We start from the raw sequence: 24264 nt of genomic DNA on the forward strand, positions 1-24264 counted from the left end.
AGTATTGAAAGAATAGCCTACTCAACATATCTATGTTTCTTTTAGGGCTCTTACAAGGGGTGAATAGTTTACTAACCAAGTATTTTATTCAAAATTGTACTTTTTCTTAACCTTTACAAGATATGAGGTTCTTTCAGAAGGACAGGGAGAGAATGATAGGAAGGGGACATGATTTTCTAGAATGATAGACTAGAAAGAAAAGGACAAAGAGGACAAGAGAGCTTTAAAAGGGCACAGAACGGAATGTAAATTTCGGAAGCATAGAAGAGGAAGAGTGCCTCTCAGAAGTATAGGGCAGAAAAGCACTTTCAAAAGGTTAGAGAAAGAAAAGGTTCCAGGAGGGGAGAAAAAATCCTCTTAACTCTATTTCGTACTGCCAATTATACTTTTACGGTGTTCTAATCCCCATTCCAGCATAACATCCAGTACATGCTGGAAGGCATAGCCCGATTGAGTTAATTCATATTCGACAGTGACAGGAATTGTATCATGAACCGTTCGTATCACCATTCCGTTGGCTTCCAGATCCCGTAATTCTTTGGACAACATCCGGGGAGTGATTTTGGGGATTTCTTTTTGCAGCTCACCATATCGTTTTTTACCGAACAGCAAGGAAGAGATAATCGCAGCTTTCCATTTCCCGTGGATTACATTTATCGTGTCGTTAACTGCCAGAATATAATTGCTGGAGCATTCCCGGATGCTCTCCATCTCTGATATCTTCTTCATAACTAATTGATTATGTTGAAACTATAGTTTAGTATACCACTATACAAAAGTATACGACTTACTTTTGAGTAGTAAAGGTATATAATTTTGCTTTGTATCCATCTAAACTATTCGGACATGGCAAAAGTACTGCACATTATTTCCAGCACCCGCGGTGCTGAATCCTTAACGCTTACGTTAGGAAACGCTATTATTGACAGGATCAAAACAAAAGACCCTGACACAGTGGTTAAAGAAATTGACCTTTCCGCAAATCCCTATCCTCATTTGGGACCCATTCAGATCAGTTCGTTTTTTACTCCGGAAGAAAGCCGTACACCCGAGCAAGAGCTTGCTGTAAGAAGGTCAGACGAGGCTGTTGCCGAACTTCAGGATGCAGATATTCTGGTGATTGGGGCACCTATGTACAACTACTCCATCACATCCAGCCTGAAAGCCTATTTTGACCACATTGCAAGAGCACGTCTAACGTTTCGGTATAGTGAGAGTGGAGTGGAAGGATTACTGAAAAACAAAAAAGCCTATATCGCTTTTGGTTCAGCAGGTGTTTTTGGCAATGAGCAGATGCAGGCCTACGACTTTGCTGTACCTTATATGAAGCACTTCTTAGGATTTCTAGGCATTACGGACGTAAGTGTGTTTCGTGTGGAAGGAACAGGAATCCCCGGATTGCAGGAAACTGCGTTAAAAAAGGCCCTTGAAAGCATAGCTGTTTAGCTATTTGACGCTTTCTTTCAAAAACTGGATAGAAAGCATACATGTATGATAATGAACGTATTATGACTTTACAATTAGTCTGATTGCAGTACCTTTGTAATGTAAGTCAAGCAGACATATCCTCAGACGCAACGTCTGATCATAGATATAAAAATAAAATTTAGGTTGTAAGTGGTTTGTTACTAAAATTCCCTGAAGGTTTCCTCCAGGGAATTTTTGTTTTATAGATCTGCAAAGCTTTTGCTCATAGAATTATATTCATGCTGTATCAAAGCTTATTCGTTGTTTTTAGATAATGATTCGTCGATTACAATTCAGTGCACAGTTTAAGAGCCTATATCTTTGCAAAAAGCTTCTAAACCATTCTTTGGTAGAAGCTAAAAATTCTTGTGTGAGGTAAGTCCGTTTTAATCCAAATAGTCATCAGCTATATGTAAAAAAGAGATACCTTTATGCTCATTTGTGTAGTCTTAAAAAATAATAACCAGATTCTGGCTTTACAGCCTTAGTATAATCCTATGAAACAAATCTTTACAGTTTTTCTTTTAATAAGTATTTGCCTTGGATGTAAAAAAGACGATGAAATCAATCCAGTTTACACAGGTTGGATTTATCAAACTTCATTACGTTCTGCAAACAATTATCCAGTACAATGTATTATTAAGATCAATGTTGCAGATGGAAGCAGTGACACAGTATATTTTGATACATATGTGAAGGAAACGCCTAACTCTGTTTCTTCCAAGTCCCTAATCAGTTCTTCTTTTGATATAGACCGTGCTCAAAAAAGAATAGCACTTCTGACAACAGAAAAACAAGGCTGGCAGGTATCAAGTAATATCTCGATTTATGATCTGGCTACAGAAAAGCTTTTGCAGCAGATTCCAATAGAAGATCTACCCGAAGGTCCATGGGATATAAAGTTTTCAACTGACGGCACTCAGGTAGCTGTATCCTATGGTTCAAAATTTGACAGGCCAGCAAGGGTATATGTATATAAGCTAACAGAGACTACTCCTTACAGGGTTTTTAATGGATATAATGAATTTGAATGGCTACCTGATGGCAGAATACTTCTTTACCTGAATAATTATCAGATAGACGGATTAGAGGTGGGTGATCCTGCAACAGGGAATACCAGCAGATTCCTAACCTTTAATTTATTTAATGGCCGATGGAAGATAGATATAAGTCCAGATGGGCAAAAGATTTTGTTTTCAGACCGGGATATTGACAAAAACTTGTGGATTATGAATATAGATGGAACTGGCTTAACGCAAATCACAGACTCTGATTATTCTCTCTATAAGGCGCAATGGTCATCTGATGGAAAGTACATTATGTTTGCAGTTTCCGGACAATATAAGTTTGTGCATTATCCGATCACAGCTTCACATAATGCCACACTGGCTATTCCTGCAGATGGAAAAATGTATTCAATCAAGAGTTCTAAAAATGAGGCGATTGAGTTTTATATGTGGTTTGCAGAAAAATCGGAAATCGAAATGAGTGCACCCCAATATTGGATTCGATAAAATGCATATATATCATTTTATTGAATCCAATATTGTACATCTAATCTGGCAGAGAATCACAATCAATACACGTTACCGTTTCCAATTCTGTCTGAAATAGCGTTCATAGCCAAACGGATCACGCCACTCGATGTTGTGTTCCGGAATGCCTAACTGCCTGAGCCAGGTGGGGACAAAGAAGCTTGGACAGCCTTTGTTGTCAAACTGGTTATGTCCGGCAATCTTTATATTAGGGGCATAGCCCAGTACCTCGCTGATAATATCCAGCATACACGAAATCTGCTGAGGGGTGCGACTGTCCAGTGGCATTTTATGGGAAGAGTCCAGACCACCTACATAACACAGATGTCGGGAGATAGCATTAATGCCAGCCACACCATTTGTAATCTCGAAGGTGTCAATGATCTGGTCGTTGTTGTGTTTGACAAACTGGTGACGGGAGCCATCAAGCAGGATCAGATCCGAGTAGCCGACTTGCTTCCAACCGTTGCCATAGGGTTTGGGTTTGGTGTGCCAGCGTTTTACATCATCAGCCGAGATCCAGCGTCCGGCAGGAGTGGCGGTGCAGTGTATAATCAGGTATTGAAATTTCATAGGGGTAGAGATAAATAGAGAATATAGGACATTGTAATCTTCCTTAGTTATGTGTTTTTAACAATCTAAAGGATGGGAAACAGATCGTTGGTGAAAACGCACAACGACGGGGAAAACCCGTGATTCAAACAAGATAAACGGGGAAAGATGTCGTTGGTGAATAACACCAACGACGGGAAGAATGATAAGCCGGATCATACTATTTTTGATAGACATATGATCCGGTGTGTGATTAGCCTTCCAGCATGTCGTTTACTGTTTCCGTCAGATCGGCGATTTCTTCCTGCAGTTCGGTGACTTCCATATGCAGGTCCTGGTTTTCGCCATCCAGTTCATCGATTTGCTCTCTGAGCATTTCCATCTCCAGTTCTTTGTCACTAAGCAGATGCTGAAGGCGCAAGTTTTCGTTTTCGAGCAGTTTTTTCTCAAAAGCCAGTTGCTCATTGGTAAGAGTCAGACAGAGGTTTTCAATAATCAGGCTCTCGTCAGAAATTGATAGATCAGAAACAGATGTGATAGTCATAGGAATAAGGTGTGTATAGAATGTTTAGAGTATTGACGATATGAATTATTTAGGGTCACGCATCGAAAAGAAGCCAACCGTTGAAATAAAGGCCAGCAGTGAAACGAACGACTGCGTGTCGATGCGATTCACCAGCCAGAGAATGTATCCTGAGAACGTAAACAAACCCAGGGTTGAGGTTTTCCAGTTGTTTAGCACAAACTGGATATAATCATATATTGATTTTGCCATGTGATGTTGGGGTTATATAATGAATAAGAACTGTAGGGGCGATTGGCAGATCGCCCTGGTAGGCGCAAACTCGGCATGAAACAATCCGAACCAATGTAGGGGCGAACCCGCGTATTCGCCTGGATCGTCGCAACGAATGTTTGGATTAGTCCGACACCCTGTAGGGGCGACTGGTGGTCGCCCTGGTTCCATTCGCGAAAGATTGGGTTTAAAAAAACAAAACCTTCGGATGTATCCATGCCGTGTCTGCGGGAATGTGGGCGACCGCCAGTCGCCCCTACATGGCTCGGATTGTTACAAACGCGGTCTGTGGGAAACCGGGCGCACACAGGTGCACCTCTACATTGGATCGGATCATACCAAGCATCTTCTGCGCCAATCAGAATAATTTACCGACCGTTACATGTATCCTTTACACAAAACACGGGGGCATACGTAAACTGACGAACGTGCTTGATCTTCTCTACATCCAGTGGTTGTATCTGAGGGGCAACTGCGTGTTTAGCCACAATTGCCTCGATCTGGTTGTAATCAATTACCTCACAGGCATATACTTCCGTTGGGTTCAGGCAATGTTCGGCAAACACACCCAGAGCCACACCCGTCACAAAACACAAGGCCGATACCAGAATCAGGGTTTTCATAAAGAATAAAGCGTATAGTGAAACAAATCCGATAAAAAAGAAGCAGTAGACTGTGGTGCTACTGCTTCGTGGGGTACTTACCTACCAGATTAGGTAGCAGGCAGGGTAGCTTTGTGAGTGGTTACCTCCGACATAGAGCCATCTATGACAAACAACCGTTGTTCGATTTCGTCTAGTTCTGACTCGTACAGGATCACAGCAGTAGTACCAAACTGGGCTTTGCGTTGCTGCAATGTAAACAACCGATAGTCGGCGCGTACTTTACGGTTTTCCATCTCAGTTTTGGTGGCACTTTCGGGAAGGGCTGCAATGATCGCAATCAGCGATTCCACCTCGGCTTCCGCTGCTGCCAGATCGGCATCGATATCTGACGCCCGCTCAGCTGCATTGTCTTTGCTACGCGTCAGGGAGATTTGCCGAAACTCCAGGTTTTCTTTGATGTCACTTAACTTGGTAAGAACCTTGTCACAGTCGGTTCTTGAGGTCAATAGGGCTATAGATAGTGCCATAAATAAATCAGTTTGTGTAAGGGGTTATAGATAGAGAATGCCGTCATCAGACTCAGATTTTTCCCCGATCCACTCCCAGGGCGTGGCAAGCTTTTCGCGACAAGCTGGGGCTCTGGCTGATTGACTTTACAAATATCGGCATTCTACATACACGAAACTGACCGTAGTTTTGATCAGCATAACAACGGTCAAAAGGCGCAGTTTGCTTATGATTAGTTTGTTTTAGTTCAGTGATGTTGTACTTATGGGTGTAGCTTTTGGATAAATAGAATTGAAGATAGTAAGTGTGGGGCAGAGATGGACTTTATAGGAAGGATATAATAGATAACGAGTAGTTAGAGTAGGTGTAGTAAATAGATGAGATTCATCTGGATAAAAGCTAAAAAACGCCTTATTAAAAAGGGTATTTTTCCCGTTTGACTTTTTACAGGTTTTTACAGTAGCCAAAAGGTGATTAATTACTTATTAATGGCTTAATGTATGTTTTCTACGGATTTTGCAGTGCAGCATACTTTATTTGTAAAAACAAGCAAAAAATACATGTAATAGTCTGTTGTACAGCTTGTAATATTATTTATATTTTTCATTTTGGTAACAATTGATAAAAGCTACTTTTGAATATGTATATCAAACATATTATTAAATGGCGGTTTTAGATATGGTATAACTACCCATTAGATAGATAAAGAGCTGATACCTGGTATCTCATTTGTACGTTTATTATAAAAAACCTTTTTATGACAGACGTACACGATAAAAAAACGAGAAGCTATAACATGAGTCGTATCCGGGGAAAAGATACCAAGCCGGAAATGATCGTTAGAAAGTTTTTATTTTCTAAGGGATATCGGTATCGGGTGCATGGAAAGAAATTACCAGGAAAGCCAGATATAGTATTGCCAAAGTACAAAACAGTTATTTTTATTCACGGTTGTTTCTGGCATGGGCATGAAGGCTGTAAATATTATGTAATTCCTAAAACCCGTACAGAGTGGTGGTTAGATAAAATTAATAGAAATAAAGAAAAAGACAAAGAAAGTTTTAATGAGCTAATTCTGGCAGGCTGGAGGGTTTTAACGATATTTGAGTGCGAATTAAAAGTTAAATCACGCGAAATCATACTTAATGACCTCATCACTAACCTACATTGATTTATTTGCGGGAGCAGGTGGTCTATCAGAAGGATTTATACAGTCCGATTTCAGACCTATAGCACATGTGGAAATAGATAAGGCAGCCTGCCTTACTCTAAAAACAAGATTGGCATTTCACTATTTAAAGCAAAATAAGCAGTCAGAATCTTATATTTCATACTTAAAGGGCGAAATTAAGAGGAAAGATTTATATGCCTTAATTCCAGATAATACTCTTAGCACTGTAATAAATGCAGCTATTGGAAAAAGTAACCAGTTCATCTTTGATAAGATCGACGAATTAACACCAACTACACAGATTGATGTTATTATTGGAGGACCGCCATGTCAGGCATATTCTATTGTTGGAAGGGCTCCATTAAAGCACAAAAAGAATGATGAAAGAACTACTCTATACCTTGAGTATGGTAAGTTTTTGAATAAATACAATCCTAAAATTTTTGTTTTTGAAAATGTACCAGGTATTCTTTCATCAGCAGATGGAAAACACTACAAGAATTTACAGAATTATTACAAAAGCCTTGGTTACGAAGTAGAAGCAAAATTATTAAATGCCATAGATTTTGGTGTTATTCAAAACAGAAAACGAGTTATTATAATTGGCTGGAAAAAGGAACTGCAACTTTCTTATCCTGATTTTATATGTGAACAACAAAGATATACCAGGGATGATATATTTTCTGATTTACCTGAAATTGCTCCTGGTGAAAATAACAGATTTCACCAATATGCTGCTATTCCAAATGAATATCTTCTTTCAAAAGAACTTAGAAATGGGATAGATATTGTTACTCAGCATATTACGAGGCCACACAACTTGAGAGATTTGAAGATTTATGAACTTGCAATAGAGAAACTTGCAGAGGGTGAAAGATTAAAACATAACCAAATTCCTCAAGAGGATCGAACGCAGAAAAATACAACTGATTTTCTTGATAGATTTAAAGTAGTAGGAAATGAACCTCATACTATGATTGCACATATTGCTAAAGACGGACATCATTTCATTCATCCTGACAAAAAACAACTTAGGTCTATTTCTGTGAGGGAAGCAGCAAGGATTCAGTCATTCCCAGATAATTATTATTTTGAAGGAGTAAAAGAAGATCAATATAGAACTGCAGCGTTCCGGCAGATAGGGAATGCCGTACCTCCATTAATGGCAATTAGAATTGCTGAAAAAATTAAAGAAATGCTCAATGGCAAATGATATAAAAACAAAAAGGCATTCTTTTCAACCAGGTGCGATGGCTATCATTCAAATGGGAGAAGAATTGATCGGACATCCAAGTACAGCATTAAATGAGCTAATTAAAAACGGATATGATGCAGATGCATTGAAGTGCCATATCTATTTTAATCAGGAGGATTTACTTGATCAATCGTTTGTTATTATTAAGGACAATGGCAGTGGGATGAATGATAAGACTTTGTTTGGACCATGGTTACGTCCTTCTGTCAGTACAAAAAGACAGAAAGGAGCACTAAGCCCTATTTTCAAAAGGCATTTTTTGGGGAGTAAAGGTATTGGGCGCTTAGCTGCTATGTCTTTGGGACGATTTATAACAGTTATAACTAAAAAAGAGGAAGATAAAAAATATAACTGGATAACCATAGACCGTGGACTTTTCAAAGAAGAGAAACTTTTACATCAAATACGATTTCCCGGTGATAGCATTGACGATTTTTCAAAATTATTTTCCTTAAAAGAGTATATAAAGATAAGAAATGTAGAACCTAGCCAGAAACTTATTCAGATTCTAAAGAATGAGAATTTTAAAGACTTTGTAAAAGGCACAATGATAGTGATAGAGGATATGGACGAATCTGTTCATAAAATTCTTCATGACGATTTTGAAAAACTGGATTTGTTTAAAGAGCCTGATCTAAAAAATACAGAGTTCTATAAATCATTGGCTACTCTGATTACTCCATTACGTCTCAATTACAGTATACAAGAAGAATTGGTTGAGAAAAAAATAATTGAAAAAGCATATTCAATTGCAGATAAACGTAGTTCGTTCTCAATAGATTTTGGCATAAATAAGCTTGTGTCTAATAAGGAAGAGCTGGAATGGCAAGAAGTAACACCTATTCCAGTACAATCTGCCTATGATTATAGGATTTATGGCAAGGTTACTAATGGAGGTAAGGTAGATGGATATCTTTCCTATAAGAGGCTTTTAACAGATGAAAGGGAAGAAAGAGTAGAAATTCCAGTCAGTGAAATATTTGAAGATGAGTTTAAGAAAAGACATTTTGACAGCTGGAAAAATGAAGCAGGTGAATATTATTTTGATATAAGAGTTTATGATATAGGTGATAAGGAAGATAATAACCTGGAAAAATTGGCAAAATCGGCAGGATTAAAATCCGGAACTGAATTCAGAAACGCATTTAAAACATTTCAAGGCTTAAGGGTTTCGAAGAACGGATTTGGCGTTAAGCCTTATGGGGAAGAAGTCGAAGATTGGATAGAATTATCGAAAAAGCGGGTGCAGGACCCAGGACGGAATGTTAATACAAATCAAATTTTAGGATATGTATTCTTTTATTCTCCGCAAAATGATACTCTGGAAGAAAAAACAAATCGTGAAGGCTTTCTTGAAAACAAAGCTTTTATTCAGGTAAAGGATACACTCGCAAGCATATTTAAAACCTTAGGTAGAAGACGATACAATTATCGGTTACGACATGGATTAGGACGAGTTCCATCAAGCAGACATAGCAGACCAAACTTTGAAGAATTTTATGCGAGTATCCGAGAAAATCCCAATATAGAACAAATCAGGTTATTCTCTGAAAAATTTTTCAAGGAAGTATCGACCTCTCTTGATAATATGGAAGAATCTCTTTCTTTTTCAGAAAGACTGGCTTCATTAGGAAGTGGTATAGAGCTTGTTTACCATGAAATAGCACAACCAATTTCAACAATAAAAACTACTCAATCCTCATTAGAGCTAAAAAAAGAAAAATTACCTGACTCTGCAAGAAAACATTTCTTAAAAGATATAGAGAATTTAACGATATCTGTAGATGTATTGACAGAGTTACGTGGTTCGTTGGAGCCAGCCATTGGCAGAACCAGAACTAAAATATTTAAACCATATGATACTTTCAAGAAGGTCTGCAGCTTATTTAAATCTGATTTTGAGGAGTTCAATATTAAAGTTTTAGCAGATGACGAGTCCCAGACCTGGGAGATTAAAGATATTGAATATGCATTCTGGATTGCCTTTCTTAATATTATTAATAATGCAGTCTATTGGCTAAAAAAAGCAGAGAATGGAGGAGAAATAAGATTAAGCAAATATCAAGATGGGATTATGGTAAGCAATTCAGGACCTCTTATTAATAAAGAATTAATAGAATATATCTTTGACTATGGAGTAACTACCAGACAGGAAAAGAATGCAACAGGTCTGGGATTAGCCTTCACTCGAAGTGCTTTAAGTAGAAATAATTGGAATATAACCGCCGAAAATGGGAAAAATGGTCCAGCTTTTATAATCACTAAAACTAATCCAAACGCCAATGAGTAAGGGAATAATAGTTCATTTAGATGATGATCGCGTTAAAATCCTTGACCCTTCAAAGCATTACTTTGATCAATTAGACACTCAATTAGAATATGTATGTTGTGAGAATTTAAAGGACTTCAGGAATATTATAAATGAAAGAGCTAGTGAGGTTAAAGCTCTTATTTTTGATTTAACGGGAGATAAAGGACAGCAAAAAGATTTACTCAGAATTCAAACTGAGTTTAGTGAAGAAATTAAAGAGCAATTTCAAAAGTTCAGAGTTCCAATATTTATATTTAGCGGATTTCTGCCGAACTACTATGATTTTGAGTATAGTGGCACTGTTTTTAAATTTGATAAAACTTTAGGGTTTAAGCCGGTAGCTGAAAAAATTCGGTTTTTTCAGGAATCAGGATTTCTTGACATATTCTGCTCTGAAGGTATTGTTGAAAAGATGTTGATAGATGATTTACATCAAGCTTTTACAAAGCAGTTTTCTACTGAAAATGATATTGAAAATATAATTCAATCTGTAACAGCCCTGCCCGAAGATAAACCAAAAAGAGTTCAGGAAATATTTACAAGAATTGCGGTCAAGTCACTTATGAGTAAATTACTTGCACCCAGCATTGATGAGAAGGAATTAAAATTACATCCAGTTGAACATTATTTGAGAAGGCTTAGTTCTATCGATCTTTGGACAGGCGATATTTTAAAACATAATACAACAAATGAATACTTATTGATAATTACGCCGCGATGTAATGTAGCTAAATCACAAGAATTGCTAGTTTGTGAAATTGACACGAGTGAATTTCCATCTAAATCAGATGCAATAACTTCTGCACTAAGAGGTGATCCTAAAGTTTCTGGGTATGATAGATATCTGGCCCGATCCCCACTTTTTGCAGGAGGTAAGGTTCTCTTATCGAAATATAAAATAATAAAAAGAGATATATTATTAAGCGAATTTAAAGTTGCATTATCCTTAAGTGATGAACTTACAAACGAGATCCTTGGAAAATTTGGAGCGTATTTCTTCAGATCTGGTATTACTCCCTGGGATGAACAAGAAGCCAAAGAACATATAAAATTGGAAAAAGATAGAGATGTCGCAGAAAAATAACTGGACGAGAGAAGAGTTAATTGTAGTTTTCAATCTGTACTGTAAAATTCCTTTCAGTAAGATAAATGAAAAATATAAACCAGTGATCGAACTCGCATCTTTAATTGGTAGATCACCTGGAGCTGTCTCATTTAAGCTGGCTAACTTCGCAAGCCTCGACCCTGTGTTAAAACAGAGAAATATTTCCGGTTTAAAAAATGGCAGCAAAGGTGAAAAAGAAATATGGAAGGAGTTTCATGCAGATTGGGAAAGACTATCGTATGAAAGTGAATTACAATTGGCCAGATATAAACAAGAGCCAATAACTCAAACAACCTCAATAAGAATAGATGATCTTCCACAGGGAGGGGATAGAGAGACTATAATAAAAGCACGTGTTAATCAACAATTTTTTAGACATGCAGTTTTGACTTCTTACGAAACCAAATGCTGTATTACTGGAATTACTCAGACTGAGTTACTAATAGCAAGTCATATTATACCATGGTCTATTGATAAAGGTAATAGGACAAATCCATGTAATGGCATCTGTTTAAATGCTTTACATGATAAAGCATTTGATAAAGGTCTAATTACTATAACTCCTGACTTTGAAATTAAAATATCAGGAAAACTGCTTGAAAGTTCATCAGGAACTGCTATTTTTTTTCAATCTTATAAAAACCAGAAAATAAGCCTTCCTAAAAGATTTCTACCTGATAGAGATTTCCTTCATTATCATTTAACCAATATCTATAAAGGTTAGATAGATATAATTTATTCACAAAATACAGATGTTAGTATTTTGTGGATTAACCTTTCATCAATCCCAAAAATTGAATAGTATGAAAATAGGCTATCAAAAAATTTTCGATTTATCACCAAGCTCAAAAAAAGTTATTGAGGATAAATATGAATCACTAGATTCTTTTTATAACAATGTATATTCTAAATGCAGAGAATGGTTTCTAGCTCATAGTCAAAACAATGTTGAAGATGCAAAAAAAGCAAGAATTGATTTAGATGTAATAAGTGACTGGTTAGAAGAAAATAAGATCACCGATCTAGTAAATGATATTTTGAGTGATTTTAATAGCGATTTACTGCTATAAATATAATAGGAGAATTCTTAATAATTCATATCCCATCATCCACTAGTTTAAGCTCATAATATAAGGTAAGGGATGTAGCTTACAAATAAAGTTTACTTCTGAAACACATTCTCCCGATGCCAGGCCAGATTCTCAGAAGCTGGCAGATACTTTTCTTCTGAAGGTAGCAGGATGCGTTTTCCAACAAAGGGGCGAATAGCATAGGGCGAACTACTTTCTGTAAACCGATCGGATACCAGCACCTCATACTGATCTGTTAGAGAGATCAACCCCCGGTCAAAGGCGCGGTGCAGATTGGGACATAGGGCAATGCCATTGGTTACCGTATCGTTGTGGCTTTTGCTGAAAGGGACAATGTGGCAGGCATCAATCAGAGATAGCGTTAGTGTAGAATCTATCCGCAGTCCGGAGATACAACAAGTGAAGTCATATAATCGGGGAATTTCCCGTTTGAATATGGTGCCTCGCAGAAAAATCTCTTCCTGGTATTCTTCCTTGTCAAATTCTAATTGTAGTTGTTTAATGCGTGTCTGGTATTCTACAGCATTGTCTTCCAGAATTTCATGTGTCACAGTATCTACATAATTGTAGGAAGAGGATACTGTTTCTTTTGCCTCCGGGAACCATACCTGAAGCAGTGTCTGACGCAAGGCTAGCCTTCCCTGAGCATTCAGTAATAACTCACAAAGTTCTTCATCAATGCTAGCATAGGCTACAGCTATGTTAAGGTTTGCCAGACTAGGTCGGGTGCTAACCTGATGAATCCAGGTCTCATACCCTGCATTCGGCACTAGTTCCCAGAACGGCTCTGACTTAAGGTGGTAATAAGGTAATGCAAATGTAGGTGACCAGTCCGGGCTCTTTACCAGCAGGTTCCAGTTGCTTTTAAACAAACCAATTAGCTCTGGTGTAATGGGAATGTGTGTACTACCAATCAACCCTTTCTCAAATGCCTGTATCACACTCAGCAACAACACAGGCTTGTGTGGCGCTACACCTGATGTCATCTTCTTGTTTCTGTTGACATTCAGTTTGGAAAAGGCTTGGATGTAGTAAGAAAGGTTCTTCACTGGCATAGTTGCAATATAGGTTACTGGCAAAATTTTCACAAGAGCCATAAATGCCTTTTGTTTGAGAGGACGCCAGTAATTTATTTTTATTATCTTAATGTCAGATAGTATAACTGTTGATTAGACAAGAAATTAAGCTTATTTAGCATCTTTGAACAAGATGAATACAACAGAAAGAAGAAACTATAACAAAGCCTTCAAATTGCTGGAATATTTTAAAAAATTCTTCCCTACAAAATATGATAAAATAGGAGTAGTACTGCTTCTCTATTTTGGTGTGTCCTATTTAATTATGATTACTGATTATCCATTTCTTAAATCCATATTTCATGATCGGGAAAAAGAAAAATCTATTGTTGAGTTCCTCTTAATAATAAATTGCCCTCTCACGTTTCTTTTAGATTTCAGTATTCTCAAATGTAAGAATATCTATCTAAAATTCATTGCTGTGATTCCTTGTATAAAGCTTACTATACTTTATCTCATTGCACTTGGACTTGTTTTTGCTCTAGGCTTAGGTGATGGTCATGGTTTTTTTCCAGGTGAGGATGGTTTGTAATTCATTCGCATGAGTCGGAAGGAAACTATTGGGGCACTGCTATAGTGGAGAACATCATTAAAATATGGCATACTACTAAAGCAATGTAACCGCTGTTAGATAGGTTTTAGCTGTGGTTTTACTTTGTTGAAAAAGTCTCGAAAGTCACTGTCGCTTTCTGGATTTGCAATTCTTGAGAAGCCACATCTGTCAAAGCATATTCTTAGATAATCGATGAATGTTGTTTCGTGTTCTTCATTCAGAAAGTCTGCATCAATGCTGGGTCTATCAGTTATTTGTAAAGAATAAGGTGGTCCTCCACTAGTATTGTCTTTATGATAGTAGTCGGCAGACAATTCCAATGAAGCGAAGCCGTCTTCTTCATAATATTCCTGTAACTCACTTAAAAAATCTTCATCTGTCAATTCTTCCACAACGCTATCAAGACTACTAATCTGAATTGGGTCAGCAAATTCCCAAAAATAATCTTCGTTCGTTTCATAGTCCCATCCAAAATTGCATGACCCTACAATTCTATAAAACATCTTTAAGGACAATGGTACAAATCCAAAAGGGCGAACAATATTGTCCAACTGTGCCAGTAATTCTTCAGTATCAGGTAAAGGTTTTAGCAATGGTCGGTGAAAATTATGCTTAAACTCAGTCCTGAAAAGATAGTTAATCCTTGTAAGCTCAACATAAAGTATGTCAAGGTTATAAGCAACCCGTTCAAAAGTCTCTGTTAATACTTTTTCAATGTCAGGCAGATTTTCCGGTAAAAACGCATCTTCTCCCAAAGCATAAATATCCTCGTAAACCTGTTTTGTTTCACCGTTAATATACCTGTCGTAAAGTGTCATATTTTTTACTTACCCGTTTTTGCGTCAGTTAGCGTGCCTTTGCATTTATCAAAGTTCATTCGAATATCCGTAAAGTGTACTATACAACTGTTTGTTGTATCATCATCATAAGCACGATCTACTTTCTTTAGAACAATTGGAATTAGCCCATATTTGCTGATTTCATATTTCAGTAAAGGTCTACCTGAAAAACCCTGATCCACAATATACTCAATCTTGTGGTGATTTACATTCCAACTCTTTTCCACTTTCTGATACCCTGACATGGAGTCCATAAAGGCCAAATGTTTCAGTACAATAAAGGCTAATCCGCCTATCAGTATTGATGAGATTATTTTAGGCGTTACCCGCGTGATTTGTCTGGAATAAAAATAATAAAGACAGCTCAAAGCAATAAGTCCAAGCGCCTGAACAGTGTAAGGGATGATATATTCATAACCCGCCACTACTGGAAGGAAGAGCACAACACTGGCGCCCAACAAATAGAGTATTACTTTTTTACTGAGTGTATAGTCAAATATAAGTCCCAGTAAGGGAGTCAGAAAGAGTATGAAAAGTTGATTTCCATGGTGCCAAAACCAGAGCATAATAGTCGATGAGAGAAATGTTTATCAGATTATGTGTGTAACCTGATAAGAGAATTTTTACAAATGTTCATCCGGATAGCTGCAATTTTGTAACCATAGACTAAAAACAAACAAGGTCCGAACATGTGCCCGGACCTTGTTTGTTTTTACAGCTTCACCTCTCTAGCTTTTAGACATACTGCAACACAGCCTCCAGGCGGGCTTCATACATTTTTCGGTGGGCTGCTTTATCGGGGAGGCAGCCGTCGTTGTAGAGGTAGAAACATCTGTCCTCTTCAAAGGATAGATCCTTGCTGGTTGGTTGGTAACCAGCTTCATCTCTGAAAAATGGAGTCAGTTTTTGTATTTCCTCTTTGGAGATCTCAAAGCGATACTGAGCCTTTTGGCGTATATAGTCTCTCCATTCCTCATAAGGCATGCGGATCTGGCGTTCGCCGAGTGGGAGGTAGTAGCGGTTAAACTCATAGGCATAGCCGTCTATCAGCAGAAAACCATAGATGCGGTCTCTTCTGCGAATCTCAATTTTGTCGTCTTTGCGGGTGTAAGTCATTGTTAGGCTGATATTAGGTTTGGTTTACTACTGGTAAGTCTGGATAGATTTTAGTGTGTGATAGGTGTATTCTTCGCTTCTCCGCCTCCGGTCATGAGCCAGTTCAGGTTTATATTGTAAGTGATGTGCAGGCTGTAGAGGAAAAAGCAGCTGGGGAGCGACTGGCCTTTTTCCAGAGCTGAGATATTGCTTTGACCCAGGCCCATTCGCTGCACAAACTCGCGTTGGGAAAGTCCTGTGATTTCGGTACGTACATAGCGAATGCGTTCGCCGATTTGTTGTAGATTCATAGTATATGGATTAAAGGTTATTGTATTTGTTTTGTCTTCTTGGTCTGCGCATAGTTCACTGCAAAAGTTTTTTTCGCAAAGGCAAGGCACTCTTACTGCTTGGCCGGGAGATTGCAGTTTATTCACAGCAGTTTTGCTTTTGACCGTAACTCCAATCACTTTTTCGTTTGTGCATAACTCACGGCAGATTTTATTTTGACCGGAGTTCCGATCATTTTTTCTGTTGCGCATAGTTCACCGCAAAAACAAAATCTGATCGGAATTCAACGCAAGTGCCTGGCTGCTGTGAATAATGCGCATGAATGATCTTTGCCGGGAATTCAACACAAGGAAAAAGAATCTCCTCTCGTCTTGCACTCCTGAAAGTAATGCTCTCCTTTTTTATCCTCTGAAGAGGATCGTTGTTTCTTCTTGTCCCTCTGAAAGGCTCTCTCCATTGTTGTCCTCCTGAAAGGACCTTCCCCTTCCTGTCCTCCTGAAAGGAACTCGTGGCAAGACCGGTGGCCTTTCCAACTGGAGTGTTTTTTTCTTTCACAAACCAAGCATGGCTCTATTTGTCACAAGGTTCTTTCAGAAGGTCAACGGGGGGAAGCCCTTATAAGGGACTGTATGTTTCTTTCAGGAAAACAGGGAGATCGTTTTTTCTTTATGTACAAATCACTTTTCCAGAAAAGTGATCGGACACGATAAGCCCTCTTGCGGGTGCCCTGATTCCTAACGTGAAAGGTTAGACGTTATCAGACATTCTTTCGGATTGATCCCAGACCGGTTTGTACCTAACATGGGTACCCGCAAGGGGTACCCCTACAATTTCCTGATGTTGGTTTACTAGCCCAAACGTTGTTTGTACCAAGGCGATTCATAGTAATGCTGGTTAGGTTGTCAGTAAAAGCGGATGTATAATACATAGGTGATGGCTTGTTTATAAACTGTATTTCCTACTCTCTTCCAGTTGAATTTTTGGTTCATTTTTTGGCTCAGACCGTGGACCAAAAATGAACCAAAAAACACCACTTTTTTAGCTCACTTTTGGTTCGTTTTTGGTACAACTTACTTTCAGTGGGCTCGATGTAATTGACTAATAAACAGTTATTTATTTTAAGTTTTTTTGGTTCGGTTTTTGGCTCGTTTTGGTTCATGCTCCTTTTTCTGGTTTTTTGGTTCATTGGTTCACTCTCCTATTGGAGAGTGAACCAATGAACCAAAAAAGGTATCAGGGTAGATTAACAATATGATATGTAGCTGCTTTTCGATCACCACTCACCCGTACATACCCAAAGTCAACGGCATCGGCTATCATGCGTTTTACCTTACTTTCGTTTTCACCTGAGGCTTCCAGAATAAGTTTTTTAAACTCTACAGCTGGTATCTCGGTAGTCATTCGTCTGGCAAATACTTTTTCAATGAGATTCTGTAACCTGGGCGAATGGTTTGGATTGGGTTTGGAGGCTGTGACTACAGGATCTTGGACAGGCATAAAGAAATGCTGCTCTTTGTCCCAGAAGAAATACTGGTTTACTGCTTCCGAACTATGCGACAGCTTGCCCATTTCAAAGTCGGAAGTGAGCACACGCAGACCATTCATATTGGGTACTTTCTTCACCAGCAGAAATGCCCGGCTCCATCGATGCAGAAACGTTCCGAAGTGTCCGGCTGCTGTTTCGCTTTGCTTATTAGGGTGTAGGGTACAGATTGTTGCCAGGTTAAACTCTGCTGTCAGCGTGCGTATCCAGCGAACAGCTTCTGGTGCTCCTTCCGGGTCGTTCATGTTGGTAGTCAGATCCAGACAGCCGTCCAGGATCAGGTAGTCGTATGGCTGGCCTTTGTCGGCTGCTTCCTTCAAAAACAGGCGAATGTCGTTGCGTTTCTCTTCCAGGGTTTGCAGTTCTAGCTGCGAGAGAATCTTCACATTATAGAATTGATTGTCCTTGATCAATGCTTCGTTCATACCCGTCCGCCTGAAAATACGGCCTAACGACTTGGCTACATCGTCAGTAGACCGTTCGAAGTCAAACACTACAAGCCGGCTTTGTGGAGTTGCCGATTCATACTGAAAGCCAATCAGCGGATGGGGATACGGTGTATGTGTGATATGCGATACAAAACCCGCCACAATATCTTCTACCAGATTAGACTTACCCGAACTCGGAGCCCCAATCACAGACAGGATCTCGCCCTTGCTGATTAGTTCGGTATCGCCAATGCATATAGCAGGCTTGCGGTTGCGAGCCTGGTAGGTAAAGTCAATGGCAATGCTTCGCTTGGGACGAATCGTATACGCAGGCATAGTACTAGTGGGTATTACTGGTCGGCTATCCTGCCGAAACTGGTTTACCAGCCGGTCATATTCATTGTTTGAGGTTTGTTCTTTTGTCATACGTGTTCTCATAGTGGTTTAGCAATAGATCGGTTAGTATATCATTGGATTCCTCCAGGCGTTGGTTGTGTCGGGTCAGCTCTGCATTGGCAATCCACAGGTGGCAATATTGTTGCAACCGCGGACCTTGGGTCAGTATTTCACAAAGTGCCTCAATGGTTAGCTCAGCTATAGTTACAAAGTCAATAAGCACACTGACTTCTGCCCGGATGGCTGCATACTTTCGAAACGTATCCGGATTGTCTGTAAAGTCGCTTTCTTCGAGTTCGTGAAGTTGTTTGAGCTTAGCCGTTAGTCGCTGCTTGATCGGATTGGATGCCGCTTCAAAGTCATCTACAGCCAATTGTACCGCCAGAGGCAGACTGGGTGGTATATTCATAGTCCACCTCCTTTCGGATAGGCTTGTATCCAATAGTCTATCCCTCCCGGACAGTAGCCTCTCTGTGGAGGCATCGCTATCGCCATTACCTTTTGTACAGGCAAAGCTTCGCCATTCACGCCATTGGCGTGTGTTACAAACTGTGTTTGTTGCATAGGCTAGCTGTTTTGGGGTTGAGGTAACAGAGATCTGCTGGATTCGTCAGGTTGATAATCTGGCATTGATTGCAGGTTCTGAAGCAATTGCGGTTTCCCTTCTCTGATCCAGTTTTCGAGTTCGGTATAGCTGAAATAGAGCTTCTTGCCTCGCTTCATATGGGGTATGCGTCCTTCCGAAGCCAGATTGTAAATAGTGGACTTTGCCAGTCCGGTCACCTGTATAGCCAGGTCTATGCCACCGAGACGTTCTTTTTCCTGAAGTGCTTTGGCTGGAGCAATAATAGAGAGCACATCATACAGCAGTGTTTCCACCCGTATCAGACGAGCCTGAAGTTCCTCAAAAGGATTAAACATAAAAATTAGAGTTAGGGTGAATAACTGATTACACCAAAACCCCACCATGAGAACACCTGAAAACGATACAGATAGGCAAAAGATAACAGTATGTAATGCAGTAAAATAATCTTTGGCTTTTCGACGAAAACCGTAAAAAACCATTTATGGATATTTACTTTTATTTACTTTTTGTTACCTTTGTTTATGATTTATTGCTTTCTGTAGCAAAAACAAAGCCTCCGCTGTCATATAGTAGTTAACAGATTCAGTTTATATCTCTACAGAATCACACAAAGCAGTTTACCTTTTTTGTATCATTTCCGATAAAAATAAAAAACAGCCTTTCTGCATCGCAGAATAGTTGTTCATTAGTCCAGATGTAGTTGGTCGCCAAACTTTCCTACATACTGGCATTAAGGGGGGATCTCATTTCAAAGTGGGATTCCTTATTTTTTCTAAATAGACCTCTTTCTTGTCTAAGAAGTATCCTTCTTTCTAAGAAAATCTGTAAGGCTCTACCCAGAGTCAATAGGGTTGTAAAGGTACGCCAATAATCATAAACTGGCAATAAAATTATTGGCAATTATACTGATTTGGCCTAGATATTTTTTTTGTGTAAATTCATTCTTATATACTTGCATTTAACCTGTTTTTGACTGGTATATCAAATAGAAATATTCTTCTATCTAATACTACTTCTTATAGGATAATAAATAGTATTCCCTGTAGTTATTTCAATTACACCATTTCAAGGGCCTATTCACCATAAGCACTACGGTCTCATTGATAGAGTGTCTTGTCATTTCCGATGATGGGTATGAGCGTTTTACATAGGTTTATCTACAAAATACAATGCGTTGATAATCAGTATTTATACTTTATAGTTATAGAGCGTCATAAGGCAGTGCCTCTATTCTCACACCTCCAATTTGGCTACAACTAAACACGATTTGGCAACACCTGCGTAGTAAACTCTCCGGATCTTTGCATTCAGAACTAACGAATACAGTTATGCAAAAAGCAGTAGAATTTAAAAACAGAACCTGGCAGGTTGCTGCCATTCTTCATTTACCAGAACAGTTCAATGAAAAGAGCACCTATCCGGCCATTGTATGTGTGCATCCCGGAAGCAGTGTGAAAGAACAAACAGCAGGACTCTATGCCGAAAAGCTGGCAGCAGCCGGATTTGTGGCACTGGCTTTTGATGCCTCTTTTCAGGGCGAGAGTGGTGGAGAGCCTCGTTACCTTGAAGATCCAGCCACCCGTGTGGAAGACATCCGGTGTGCAGTAGATTATCTGACCACGTTGACTTTTATCGATGAGAATCGAATCGGAGTGCTGGGCATCTGTGCTGGAGGTGGCTATGCTGCCAATGTTGCCTTAACCGAGAAGCGCATTAAGGCTGTAGGTACGGTGGTAGCCTCAAATTTTTCCAGAGCGTATGGAGAGCTCAATGCACTACAGATCCTGGAAGCTGTAGGCAAGCAACGCACAGCCGAAGCCAGAGGTGCCGAAGCATTAATTGTTCCCTGGACTCCTGCCTCTCTGGAAGAAGCCCAAAAGAATGGGCCTGTAGAACAGGATATGGCAGAGGCAATAGACTACTACAGAACACCCAGAGGCGAACACCCCAGATCCAGCAACAAGCTCCTCTTTATAAGTATGGGTGCCGCAATAGCGTTTGACGCCTTCCATCTGGCTGAAAAGTTGCTCACCCAACCACTATATGTGATAGTAGGAGACAGGGTTGGTGCATTTGGTTCCTACAGAGATGGCTTCGAACTCTACAACAAAGCCATCTCTACAAACAAAAGTATTCATGTGGTAAAAGGAGCAGGCCACTATGATTTATACGATCAACCCGAAGCAACCACCGAAGCCCTAAGCAAACTGGTACCCTTTTTTACAACATATTTATAAGCAAAACACACTCTCTGTCCTCCTGAAATGAACTTCCCGCCGTTGTTGGGACAGGCGTGGCAAATAGAGCCATGCTTGGTGTTGGAGCGAAAGAATATTCTCCAGTTGGAGAGGCCGCCGGTCTTGTCACGAGTTCCTTTCAGGAGGACAGGATGGAGGGAGGACAAAGGATACAAGAAGGGATGAGAGTCCCAAGGGAGATTATTTTCGAAATGTTTTTTCTTTATTCTCAAGTCCTCTTTCCTGGAAATAAAGAAAATTTTGGTACAAAGAGAGCAAAGGAAACTTCAATCGCGAGAGGAAGTGTAGGTGCGTAGGGATTCCTTTTCCCGCGAGGTTGGCCTTTGGCCTTGCGGGCAGGAGGATCGGGAAAAGGTGCCCTTTTTTGCTTCGTTTTTTGGGCAAGCAAAAAATGAAGAGGTCAGTGGAAGAATAATGTAAGGGACAATAAACTAATTTGGGAAAAGACAATCTAAAAAATGAAGAGGCGATAAGAAGGGAAATGTTCTGGATTATAGACAAGGATGGATACAAGAAAGCAAAAAATGAAAAGAGTGATTCTCAAAAATTAACTCAAGACTCTTTTCAAAAGCATAACCTCAGGTTCACTAGTGTAAATTACATCCCATGAAAACCATCAACTCCATATCACACTTTCATCGTTTACTATCCCTACCCGAACCCTTGTATCCCTTAATGAGTGTGATTCGTGTAGAGAATATCCAACTGACAGAAGAATTTTCTTCAGAGAACTTTCTTTTCAACTTTTATAGCGTGTCGCTGAAAAGAGATGTACAGGCGAAAATAAAATATGGGCAACAATATTTCGATTTTGATAAGGGAGTCATGAGCTTTATTGCTCCCAAACAAATCCAGTCCGTTGAAGTGATGGATCTGGCTTTGGAAAGCCAGCAATCAGGCAAAGGCTACGCCCTACTGTTTCATCCCGACTTTCTTTATGGTCATCCCCTTGCTACGACTATCAAACAGTATGGCTTCTTTTCGTATACAGTCAATGAAGCATTGCATCTTTCAGAAAAAGAGGAAACAGATGTGGTAGATATCTTTCAACGAATGGAACGGGAGTGCCAGCATATTGATCGCCATACCCAGGATATTTTGATTGCACAGCTGGATTTATTGCTGAAATACAGCAACCGCTTTTACGAAAGGCAATTCCTGGTTCGGAAATCCGTAAACAACCACTTGCTTACCAGAATGGAAACCTTACTCCAGGACTACTTTGACAGCGAAGAAACATTAAAAAACGGACTTCCTACTGTGGACTATCTGGCAGGTGAATTAAACGTCTCCCCACATTACCTGAGCGACATGTTGCGTACATTAACCGGACAAAGTGCCCAGCAGCATATTCACGAAAAGCTGATTGAGAAAGCCAAGCAATACCTGGCAACGAGTAATTTAACTGTGGCTGAAATTGCGTATGAGTTAGGCTTCGGTCACCCTCAATCGTTCAATAAGTTATTCAAGAAAAAAACAAACATGTCCCCACTGGAATTCCGTCAGGGCTTTAACTGATGCGATAAGCACCAACTCTCTCAATCACAAAGAAAATATGCCTATTACTTTGTGATATGGATTCGTTAATAAGTCATCTAATGTTCAACAAATGTTTTGTTTGATAGCAGATTAAAAAGGTATTACTTAGTAGTAGCTGGAGGTAATTCTCGGTCCGTTAACTCGACATCAAATGGATTCATCTCCTTACTTCTTCTTTGATAATCCAAATTAGTAGACAACATAGTATTAAAAATGACACTCTCTACTTGTTTGGGGGATACATAAAAAACAGTATCCCGTTTCTCTCGTATTGTATGCAATATAAGTTTAACTTTAATAAGACTGTCATTACTATAATATCTTTCAGTAGCCAGGTATCGATGTTTAGTACTGGAAAAAGGCAATAAACGGGAAAAGGTATCAGCCTCAAAAGTCTGATCAATGAGTAAAGACTCATTCACATATGCCTGTACATAATTGCCCTCTGCTGCTGAATATAAATTAATATCAACTGCATACCCCTGATAGCGAGCCCTGATTATAAAACCGACGTATGCAACAAAAATAATTACAACAATGCCTATAATTAACTTTTTCTTTGCTAAAATCATAAACACATTCGTAGTAAAGTATAGCGTCAGTAAATTACTATTTCAAAATGATTTTATAGAAGGATTTCCATTAGTGGGTGCACCAAAGAATTAATGACTATTCTATACAAAGACCACAATATATCGCTATGATAACTTACACGAAAACTTTCTCTGTTTCATTCAGGATTAAGGTAATCCATAATCTTTCTGCCATAAGAAATAACCGTAAATGGATTTGTACCCTCATAAGGCATCCCTCTCACTGCTGAAATAGTTACAATTTTGATGGAATCAGGACGATAATAAAAAATTGTATCAAACTTGGAATTCCAGTTAAGTCTTATTTTAATCAAACTGTCTGTAGTACAATACCGTTCTGACGCTATAAATATGTACTTCCTATGATGCGTTTGCGCAATAGTATCTGTTTCAAACTCTTTTTTAATCAATAGCTCTTCATTAACAAAAACCTGAATGGTATCTCCTTTCATTCCTCCATACAGATCAAACTCCATCTTTTTTCCTGGACATCTGTTCGTATAAAACCAATAGATTCCAAATCCTGTCAAACATAGAAAAGCAGTAAGTCCAAACTTTTTTAGTAAAGAATGCATAGATTCATCTTTAGGCAATGTCTACACATGAAGCAATTGTGCAGAAAGGCATGCTTCATGGAAAACAGGGAATTAGCAAGAGTATGAAGATATAGGT

General features: G+C 39.0%; 28 protein-coding genes. 11 read left to right on the forward strand and 17 right to left on the reverse strand.

Annotation, left to right across the window (positions count from 1 at the left end; genetic code table 11):
• Positions 1–363: 363 nt before the first annotated feature.
• Positions 364–729, reverse strand: coding sequence for a winged helix-turn-helix transcriptional regulator (locus tag QNI15_RS28745; protein WP_314001881.1), 366 nt, complete (start codon positions 727–729; stop codon positions 364–366).
• 117 nt (positions 730–846) lie between these two features.
• Between QNI15_RS28745 and QNI15_RS28750 the strand changes: the two genes are divergently transcribed.
• Together QNI15_RS28750 and QNI15_RS28755 are read left to right on the forward strand one after the other, a co-directional pair.
• A complete protein-coding gene (locus QNI15_RS28750; RefSeq protein WP_314035115.1) occupies positions 847–1446 on the forward strand; it encodes an FMN-dependent NADH-azoreductase in 600 nt (199 codons plus the stop codon).
• A 518-nt stretch (positions 1447–1964) separates the two neighbouring features.
• Positions 1965–2981 (forward strand): hypothetical protein, encoded by a 1017-nt coding sequence (locus QNI15_RS28755; RefSeq protein ID WP_314035118.1) that lies wholly within the window; start codon positions 1965–1967, stop codon positions 2979–2981.
• A gap of 72 nt (positions 2982–3053) precedes the next feature.
• Here the strand turns inward: QNI15_RS28755 and QNI15_RS28760 are convergent, their stop codons facing one another.
• The 5 genes from QNI15_RS28760 to QNI15_RS28780 form a co-directional block, all read right to left on the reverse strand.
• Positions 3054–3575, reverse strand: coding sequence for a lysozyme (locus tag QNI15_RS28760; protein WP_314035120.1), 522 nt, complete (start codon positions 3573–3575; stop codon positions 3054–3056).
• A gap of 232 nt (positions 3576–3807) precedes the next feature.
• The gene (locus tag QNI15_RS28765) at positions 3808–4098 is read right to left on the reverse strand and encodes a hypothetical protein (RefSeq protein WP_314035122.1); all 291 of its coding nucleotides are present in this window, start codon (positions 4096–4098) and stop codon (positions 3808–3810) included.
• Between the two features lie 45 nt (positions 4099–4143).
• Positions 4144–4329: a hypothetical protein gene (locus QNI15_RS28770; RefSeq protein WP_313983627.1), complete on the reverse strand. Its 186-nt coding sequence runs from the start codon at positions 4327–4329 to the stop codon at positions 4144–4146.
• Positions 4330–4718: 389 nt separating this feature from the next.
• Positions 4719–4973, reverse strand: a complete 255-nt coding sequence (locus QNI15_RS28775) for a hypothetical protein (protein WP_314035124.1) — start codon at positions 4971–4973, stop codon at positions 4719–4721.
• A gap of 89 nt (positions 4974–5062) precedes the next feature.
• Positions 5063–5482 carry a hypothetical protein gene (locus tag QNI15_RS28780; protein WP_314001897.1) on the reverse strand — a complete coding sequence of 140 codons (420 nt, stop codon included), beginning with the start codon at positions 5480–5482 and terminating at the stop codon, positions 5063–5065.
• Positions 5483–6219: 737 nt separating this feature from the next.
• Here QNI15_RS28780 and QNI15_RS28785 point away from each other — a divergent pair.
• The 6 genes from QNI15_RS28785 (at position 6220) to QNI15_RS28810 (ending at position 12374) form a co-directional block, all read left to right on the forward strand.
• Positions 6220–6633 (forward strand): very short patch repair endonuclease, encoded by a 414-nt coding sequence (locus QNI15_RS28785; RefSeq protein ID WP_314035126.1) that lies wholly within the window; start codon positions 6220–6222, stop codon positions 6631–6633.
• Positions 6608–7846, forward strand: a complete 1239-nt coding sequence (locus tag QNI15_RS28790; RefSeq protein ID WP_314035127.1) for a DNA cytosine methyltransferase — start codon at positions 6608–6610, stop codon at positions 7844–7846. The genes QNI15_RS28785 and QNI15_RS28790 overlap by 26 nt, the downstream gene beginning before the upstream one ends.
• On the forward strand, positions 7836–10178 hold the full coding sequence (locus QNI15_RS28795) for a sensor histidine kinase (protein WP_314035129.1): 2343 nt from the start codon (positions 7836–7838) through the stop codon (positions 10176–10178). The genes QNI15_RS28790 and QNI15_RS28795 overlap by 11 nt, the downstream gene beginning before the upstream one ends.
• On the forward strand, positions 10171–11283 hold the full coding sequence (locus tag QNI15_RS28800) for a hypothetical protein (protein WP_314035130.1): 1113 nt from the start codon (positions 10171–10173) through the stop codon (positions 11281–11283). The genes QNI15_RS28795 and QNI15_RS28800 overlap by 8 nt, the downstream gene beginning before the upstream one ends.
• Positions 11267–12028, forward strand: coding sequence for an HNH endonuclease (locus QNI15_RS28805; protein ID WP_314035131.1), 762 nt, complete (start codon positions 11267–11269; stop codon positions 12026–12028). The genes QNI15_RS28800 and QNI15_RS28805 overlap by 17 nt, the downstream gene beginning before the upstream one ends.
• A 79-nt stretch (positions 12029–12107) precedes the next feature.
• Positions 12108–12374, forward strand: a complete 267-nt coding sequence (locus QNI15_RS28810; protein WP_314035132.1) for a hypothetical protein — start codon at positions 12108–12110, stop codon at positions 12372–12374.
• 92 nt (positions 12375–12466) lie between these two features.
• Here the strand turns inward: QNI15_RS28810 and QNI15_RS28815 are convergent, their stop codons facing one another.
• Complete coding sequence (locus QNI15_RS28815; RefSeq protein ID WP_314035133.1) at positions 12467–13450, reverse strand: HNH endonuclease; 984 nt, start codon at positions 13448–13450, stop codon at positions 12467–12469.
• Positions 13451–13604: 154 nt separating this feature from the next.
• On the opposite strand from QNI15_RS28815, the gene QNI15_RS28820 reads away from it, so the two are divergent.
• The gene (locus QNI15_RS28820) at positions 13605–14003 is read left to right on the forward strand and encodes a hypothetical protein (protein WP_314035134.1); all 399 of its coding nucleotides are present in this window, start codon (positions 13605–13607) and stop codon (positions 14001–14003) included.
• Between the two features lie 95 nt (positions 14004–14098).
• On the opposite strand, the gene QNI15_RS28825 is transcribed toward QNI15_RS28820, so the two are convergent.
• The 8 genes from QNI15_RS28825 to QNI15_RS28860 all read right to left on the reverse strand — a co-directional run bounded on the left by QNI15_RS28825 (position 14099) and on the right by QNI15_RS28860 (position 19537).
• A complete protein-coding gene (locus QNI15_RS28825; RefSeq protein ID WP_314035135.1) occupies positions 14099–14842 on the reverse strand; it encodes a hypothetical protein in 744 nt (247 codons plus the stop codon).
• 5 nt (positions 14843–14847) lie between these two features.
• Positions 14848–15429: a hypothetical protein gene (locus tag QNI15_RS28830; RefSeq protein WP_314035136.1), complete on the reverse strand. Its 582-nt coding sequence runs from the start codon at positions 15427–15429 to the stop codon at positions 14848–14850.
• A gap of 169 nt (positions 15430–15598) precedes the next feature.
• Entirely contained in the window at positions 15599–15979 is a 381-nt protein-coding gene (locus QNI15_RS28835; protein ID WP_314035137.1) for a hypothetical protein, read from the reverse strand.
• A gap of 50 nt (positions 15980–16029) precedes the next feature.
• A complete protein-coding gene (locus QNI15_RS28840) occupies positions 16030–16500 on the reverse strand; it encodes a helix-turn-helix domain-containing protein (RefSeq protein WP_314035138.1) in 471 nt (156 codons plus the stop codon).
• A 982-nt stretch (positions 16501–17482) separates the two neighbouring features.
• Positions 17483–18658, reverse strand: coding sequence for a hypothetical protein (locus QNI15_RS28845; protein WP_314001915.1), 1176 nt, complete (start codon positions 18656–18658; stop codon positions 17483–17485).
• Positions 18618–19025 carry a hypothetical protein gene (locus QNI15_RS28850; RefSeq protein ID WP_314001916.1) on the reverse strand — a complete coding sequence of 136 codons (408 nt, stop codon included), beginning with the start codon at positions 19023–19025 and terminating at the stop codon, positions 18618–18620. Before QNI15_RS28850 ends, QNI15_RS28845 begins: the two co-directional genes overlap by 41 nt.
• Positions 19022–19180 (reverse strand): hypothetical protein, encoded by a 159-nt coding sequence (locus QNI15_RS28855; RefSeq protein ID WP_314001918.1) that lies wholly within the window; start codon positions 19178–19180, stop codon positions 19022–19024. The genes QNI15_RS28850 and QNI15_RS28855 overlap by 4 nt, the downstream gene beginning before the upstream one ends.
• A 3-nt stretch (positions 19181–19183) precedes the next feature.
• Positions 19184–19537: a helix-turn-helix domain-containing protein gene (locus QNI15_RS28860; RefSeq protein ID WP_314001920.1), complete on the reverse strand. Its 354-nt coding sequence runs from the start codon at positions 19535–19537 to the stop codon at positions 19184–19186.
• A 993-nt stretch (positions 19538–20530) separates the two neighbouring features.
• On the opposite strand from QNI15_RS28860, the gene QNI15_RS28865 reads away from it, so the two are divergent.
• Together QNI15_RS28865 and QNI15_RS28870 are read left to right on the forward strand one after the other, a co-directional pair.
• Positions 20531–21439 carry an alpha/beta hydrolase gene (locus tag QNI15_RS28865; RefSeq protein WP_314035139.1) on the forward strand — a complete coding sequence of 303 codons (909 nt, stop codon included), beginning with the start codon at positions 20531–20533 and terminating at the stop codon, positions 21437–21439.
• A gap of 627 nt (positions 21440–22066) precedes the next feature.
• Positions 22067–22978 (forward strand): helix-turn-helix domain-containing protein, encoded by a 912-nt coding sequence (locus tag QNI15_RS28870; RefSeq protein WP_314035140.1) that lies wholly within the window; start codon positions 22067–22069, stop codon positions 22976–22978.
• Between the two features lie 122 nt (positions 22979–23100).
• Here QNI15_RS28870 and QNI15_RS28875 read toward each other — a convergent pair whose 3' ends face one another.
• Together QNI15_RS28875 and QNI15_RS28880 are read right to left on the reverse strand one after the other, a co-directional pair.
• Positions 23101–23571 (reverse strand): hypothetical protein, encoded by a 471-nt coding sequence (locus QNI15_RS28875; protein ID WP_314035141.1) that lies wholly within the window; start codon positions 23569–23571, stop codon positions 23101–23103.
• A 158-nt stretch (positions 23572–23729) separates the two neighbouring features.
• Positions 23730–24167 (reverse strand): hypothetical protein, encoded by a 438-nt coding sequence (locus QNI15_RS28880; RefSeq protein WP_314035142.1) that lies wholly within the window; start codon positions 24165–24167, stop codon positions 23730–23732.
• Positions 24168–24264 lie beyond the last annotated feature (97 nt).

The sequence above is a fragment of the Xanthocytophaga flava genome (assembly GCF_030068545.1).
GTDB lineage: Bacteria > Bacteroidota > Bacteroidia > Cytophagales > 172606-1 > Xanthocytophaga > Xanthocytophaga flava.

What these genes read in the sequence shown, in the direction of transcription:
- QNI15_RS28860 (WP_314001920.1), bottom strand. Translation starts at nt 19,537, where the DNA reads ATGTTTAATCCTTTTGAGGAACTTCAGGCTCGTCTGATACGGGTGGAA.
- QNI15_RS28785 (WP_314035126.1), top strand. Translation starts at nt 6,220, where the DNA reads ATGACAGACGTACACGATAAAAAAACGAGAAGCTATAACATGAGTCGT.
- QNI15_RS28780 (WP_314001897.1), bottom strand. Translation starts at nt 5,482, where the DNA reads ATGGCACTATCTATAGCCCTATTGACCTCAAGAACCGACTGTGACAAG.
- QNI15_RS28795 (WP_314035129.1), top strand. Translation starts at nt 7,836, where the DNA reads ATGGCAAATGATATAAAAACAAAAAGGCATTCTTTTCAACCAGGTGCG.
- QNI15_RS28870 (WP_314035140.1), top strand. Translation starts at nt 22,067, where the DNA reads ATGAAAACCATCAACTCCATATCACACTTTCATCGTTTACTATCCCTA.
- QNI15_RS28845 (WP_314001915.1), bottom strand. Translation starts at nt 18,658, where the DNA reads ATGAGAACACGTATGACAAAAGAACAAACCTCAAACAATGAATATGAC.
- QNI15_RS28765 (WP_314035122.1), bottom strand. Translation starts at nt 4,098, where the DNA reads ATGACTATCACATCTGTTTCTGATCTATCAATTTCTGACGAGAGCCTG.
- QNI15_RS28815 (WP_314035133.1), bottom strand. Translation starts at nt 13,450, where the DNA reads ATGCCAGTGAAGAACCTTTCTTACTACATCCAAGCCTTTTCCAAACTG.
- QNI15_RS28810 (WP_314035132.1), top strand. Translation starts at nt 12,108, where the DNA reads ATGAAAATAGGCTATCAAAAAATTTTCGATTTATCACCAAGCTCAAAA.
- QNI15_RS28750 (WP_314035115.1), top strand. Translation starts at nt 847, where the DNA reads ATGGCAAAAGTACTGCACATTATTTCCAGCACCCGCGGTGCTGAATCC.
- QNI15_RS28850 (WP_314001916.1), bottom strand. Translation starts at nt 19,025, where the DNA reads ATGAATATACCACCCAGTCTGCCTCTGGCGGTACAATTGGCTGTAGAT.
- QNI15_RS28775 (WP_314035124.1), bottom strand. Translation starts at nt 4,973, where the DNA reads ATGAAAACCCTGATTCTGGTATCGGCCTTGTGTTTTGTGACGGGTGTG.
- QNI15_RS28760 (WP_314035120.1), bottom strand. Translation starts at nt 3,575, where the DNA reads ATGAAATTTCAATACCTGATTATACACTGCACCGCCACTCCTGCCGGA.
- QNI15_RS28825 (WP_314035135.1), bottom strand. Translation starts at nt 14,842, where the DNA reads ATGACACTTTACGACAGGTATATTAACGGTGAAACAAAACAGGTTTAC.
- QNI15_RS28880 (WP_314035142.1), bottom strand. Translation starts at nt 24,167, where the DNA reads ATGCATTCTTTACTAAAAAAGTTTGGACTTACTGCTTTTCTATGTTTG.
- QNI15_RS28855 (WP_314001918.1), bottom strand. Translation starts at nt 19,180, where the DNA reads ATGCAACAAACACAGTTTGTAACACACGCCAATGGCGTGAATGGCGAA.
- QNI15_RS28830 (WP_314035136.1), bottom strand. Translation starts at nt 15,429, where the DNA reads ATGCTCTGGTTTTGGCACCATGGAAATCAACTTTTCATACTCTTTCTG.
- QNI15_RS28875 (WP_314035141.1), bottom strand. Translation starts at nt 23,571, where the DNA reads ATGATTTTAGCAAAGAAAAAGTTAATTATAGGCATTGTTGTAATTATT.
- QNI15_RS28840 (WP_314035138.1), bottom strand. Translation starts at nt 16,500, where the DNA reads ATGCGCAACAGAAAAAATGATCGGAACTCCGGTCAAAATAAAATCTGC.
- QNI15_RS28820 (WP_314035134.1), top strand. Translation starts at nt 13,605, where the DNA reads ATGAATACAACAGAAAGAAGAAACTATAACAAAGCCTTCAAATTGCTG.
- QNI15_RS28865 (WP_314035139.1), top strand. Translation starts at nt 20,531, where the DNA reads ATGCAAAAAGCAGTAGAATTTAAAAACAGAACCTGGCAGGTTGCTGCC.
- QNI15_RS28745 (WP_314001881.1), bottom strand. Translation starts at nt 729, where the DNA reads ATGAAGAAGATATCAGAGATGGAGAGCATCCGGGAATGCTCCAGCAAT.
- QNI15_RS28835 (WP_314035137.1), bottom strand. Translation starts at nt 15,979, where the DNA reads ATGACTTACACCCGCAAAGACGACAAAATTGAGATTCGCAGAAGAGAC.
- QNI15_RS28805 (WP_314035131.1), top strand. Translation starts at nt 11,267, where the DNA reads ATGTCGCAGAAAAATAACTGGACGAGAGAAGAGTTAATTGTAGTTTTC.
- QNI15_RS28755 (WP_314035118.1), top strand. Translation starts at nt 1,965, where the DNA reads ATGAAACAAATCTTTACAGTTTTTCTTTTAATAAGTATTTGCCTTGGA.
- QNI15_RS28800 (WP_314035130.1), top strand. Translation starts at nt 10,171, where the DNA reads ATGAGTAAGGGAATAATAGTTCATTTAGATGATGATCGCGTTAAAATC.
- QNI15_RS28770 (WP_313983627.1), bottom strand. Translation starts at nt 4,329, where the DNA reads ATGGCAAAATCAATATATGATTATATCCAGTTTGTGCTAAACAACTGG.
- QNI15_RS28790 (WP_314035127.1), top strand. Translation starts at nt 6,608, where the DNA reads ATGACCTCATCACTAACCTACATTGATTTATTTGCGGGAGCAGGTGGT.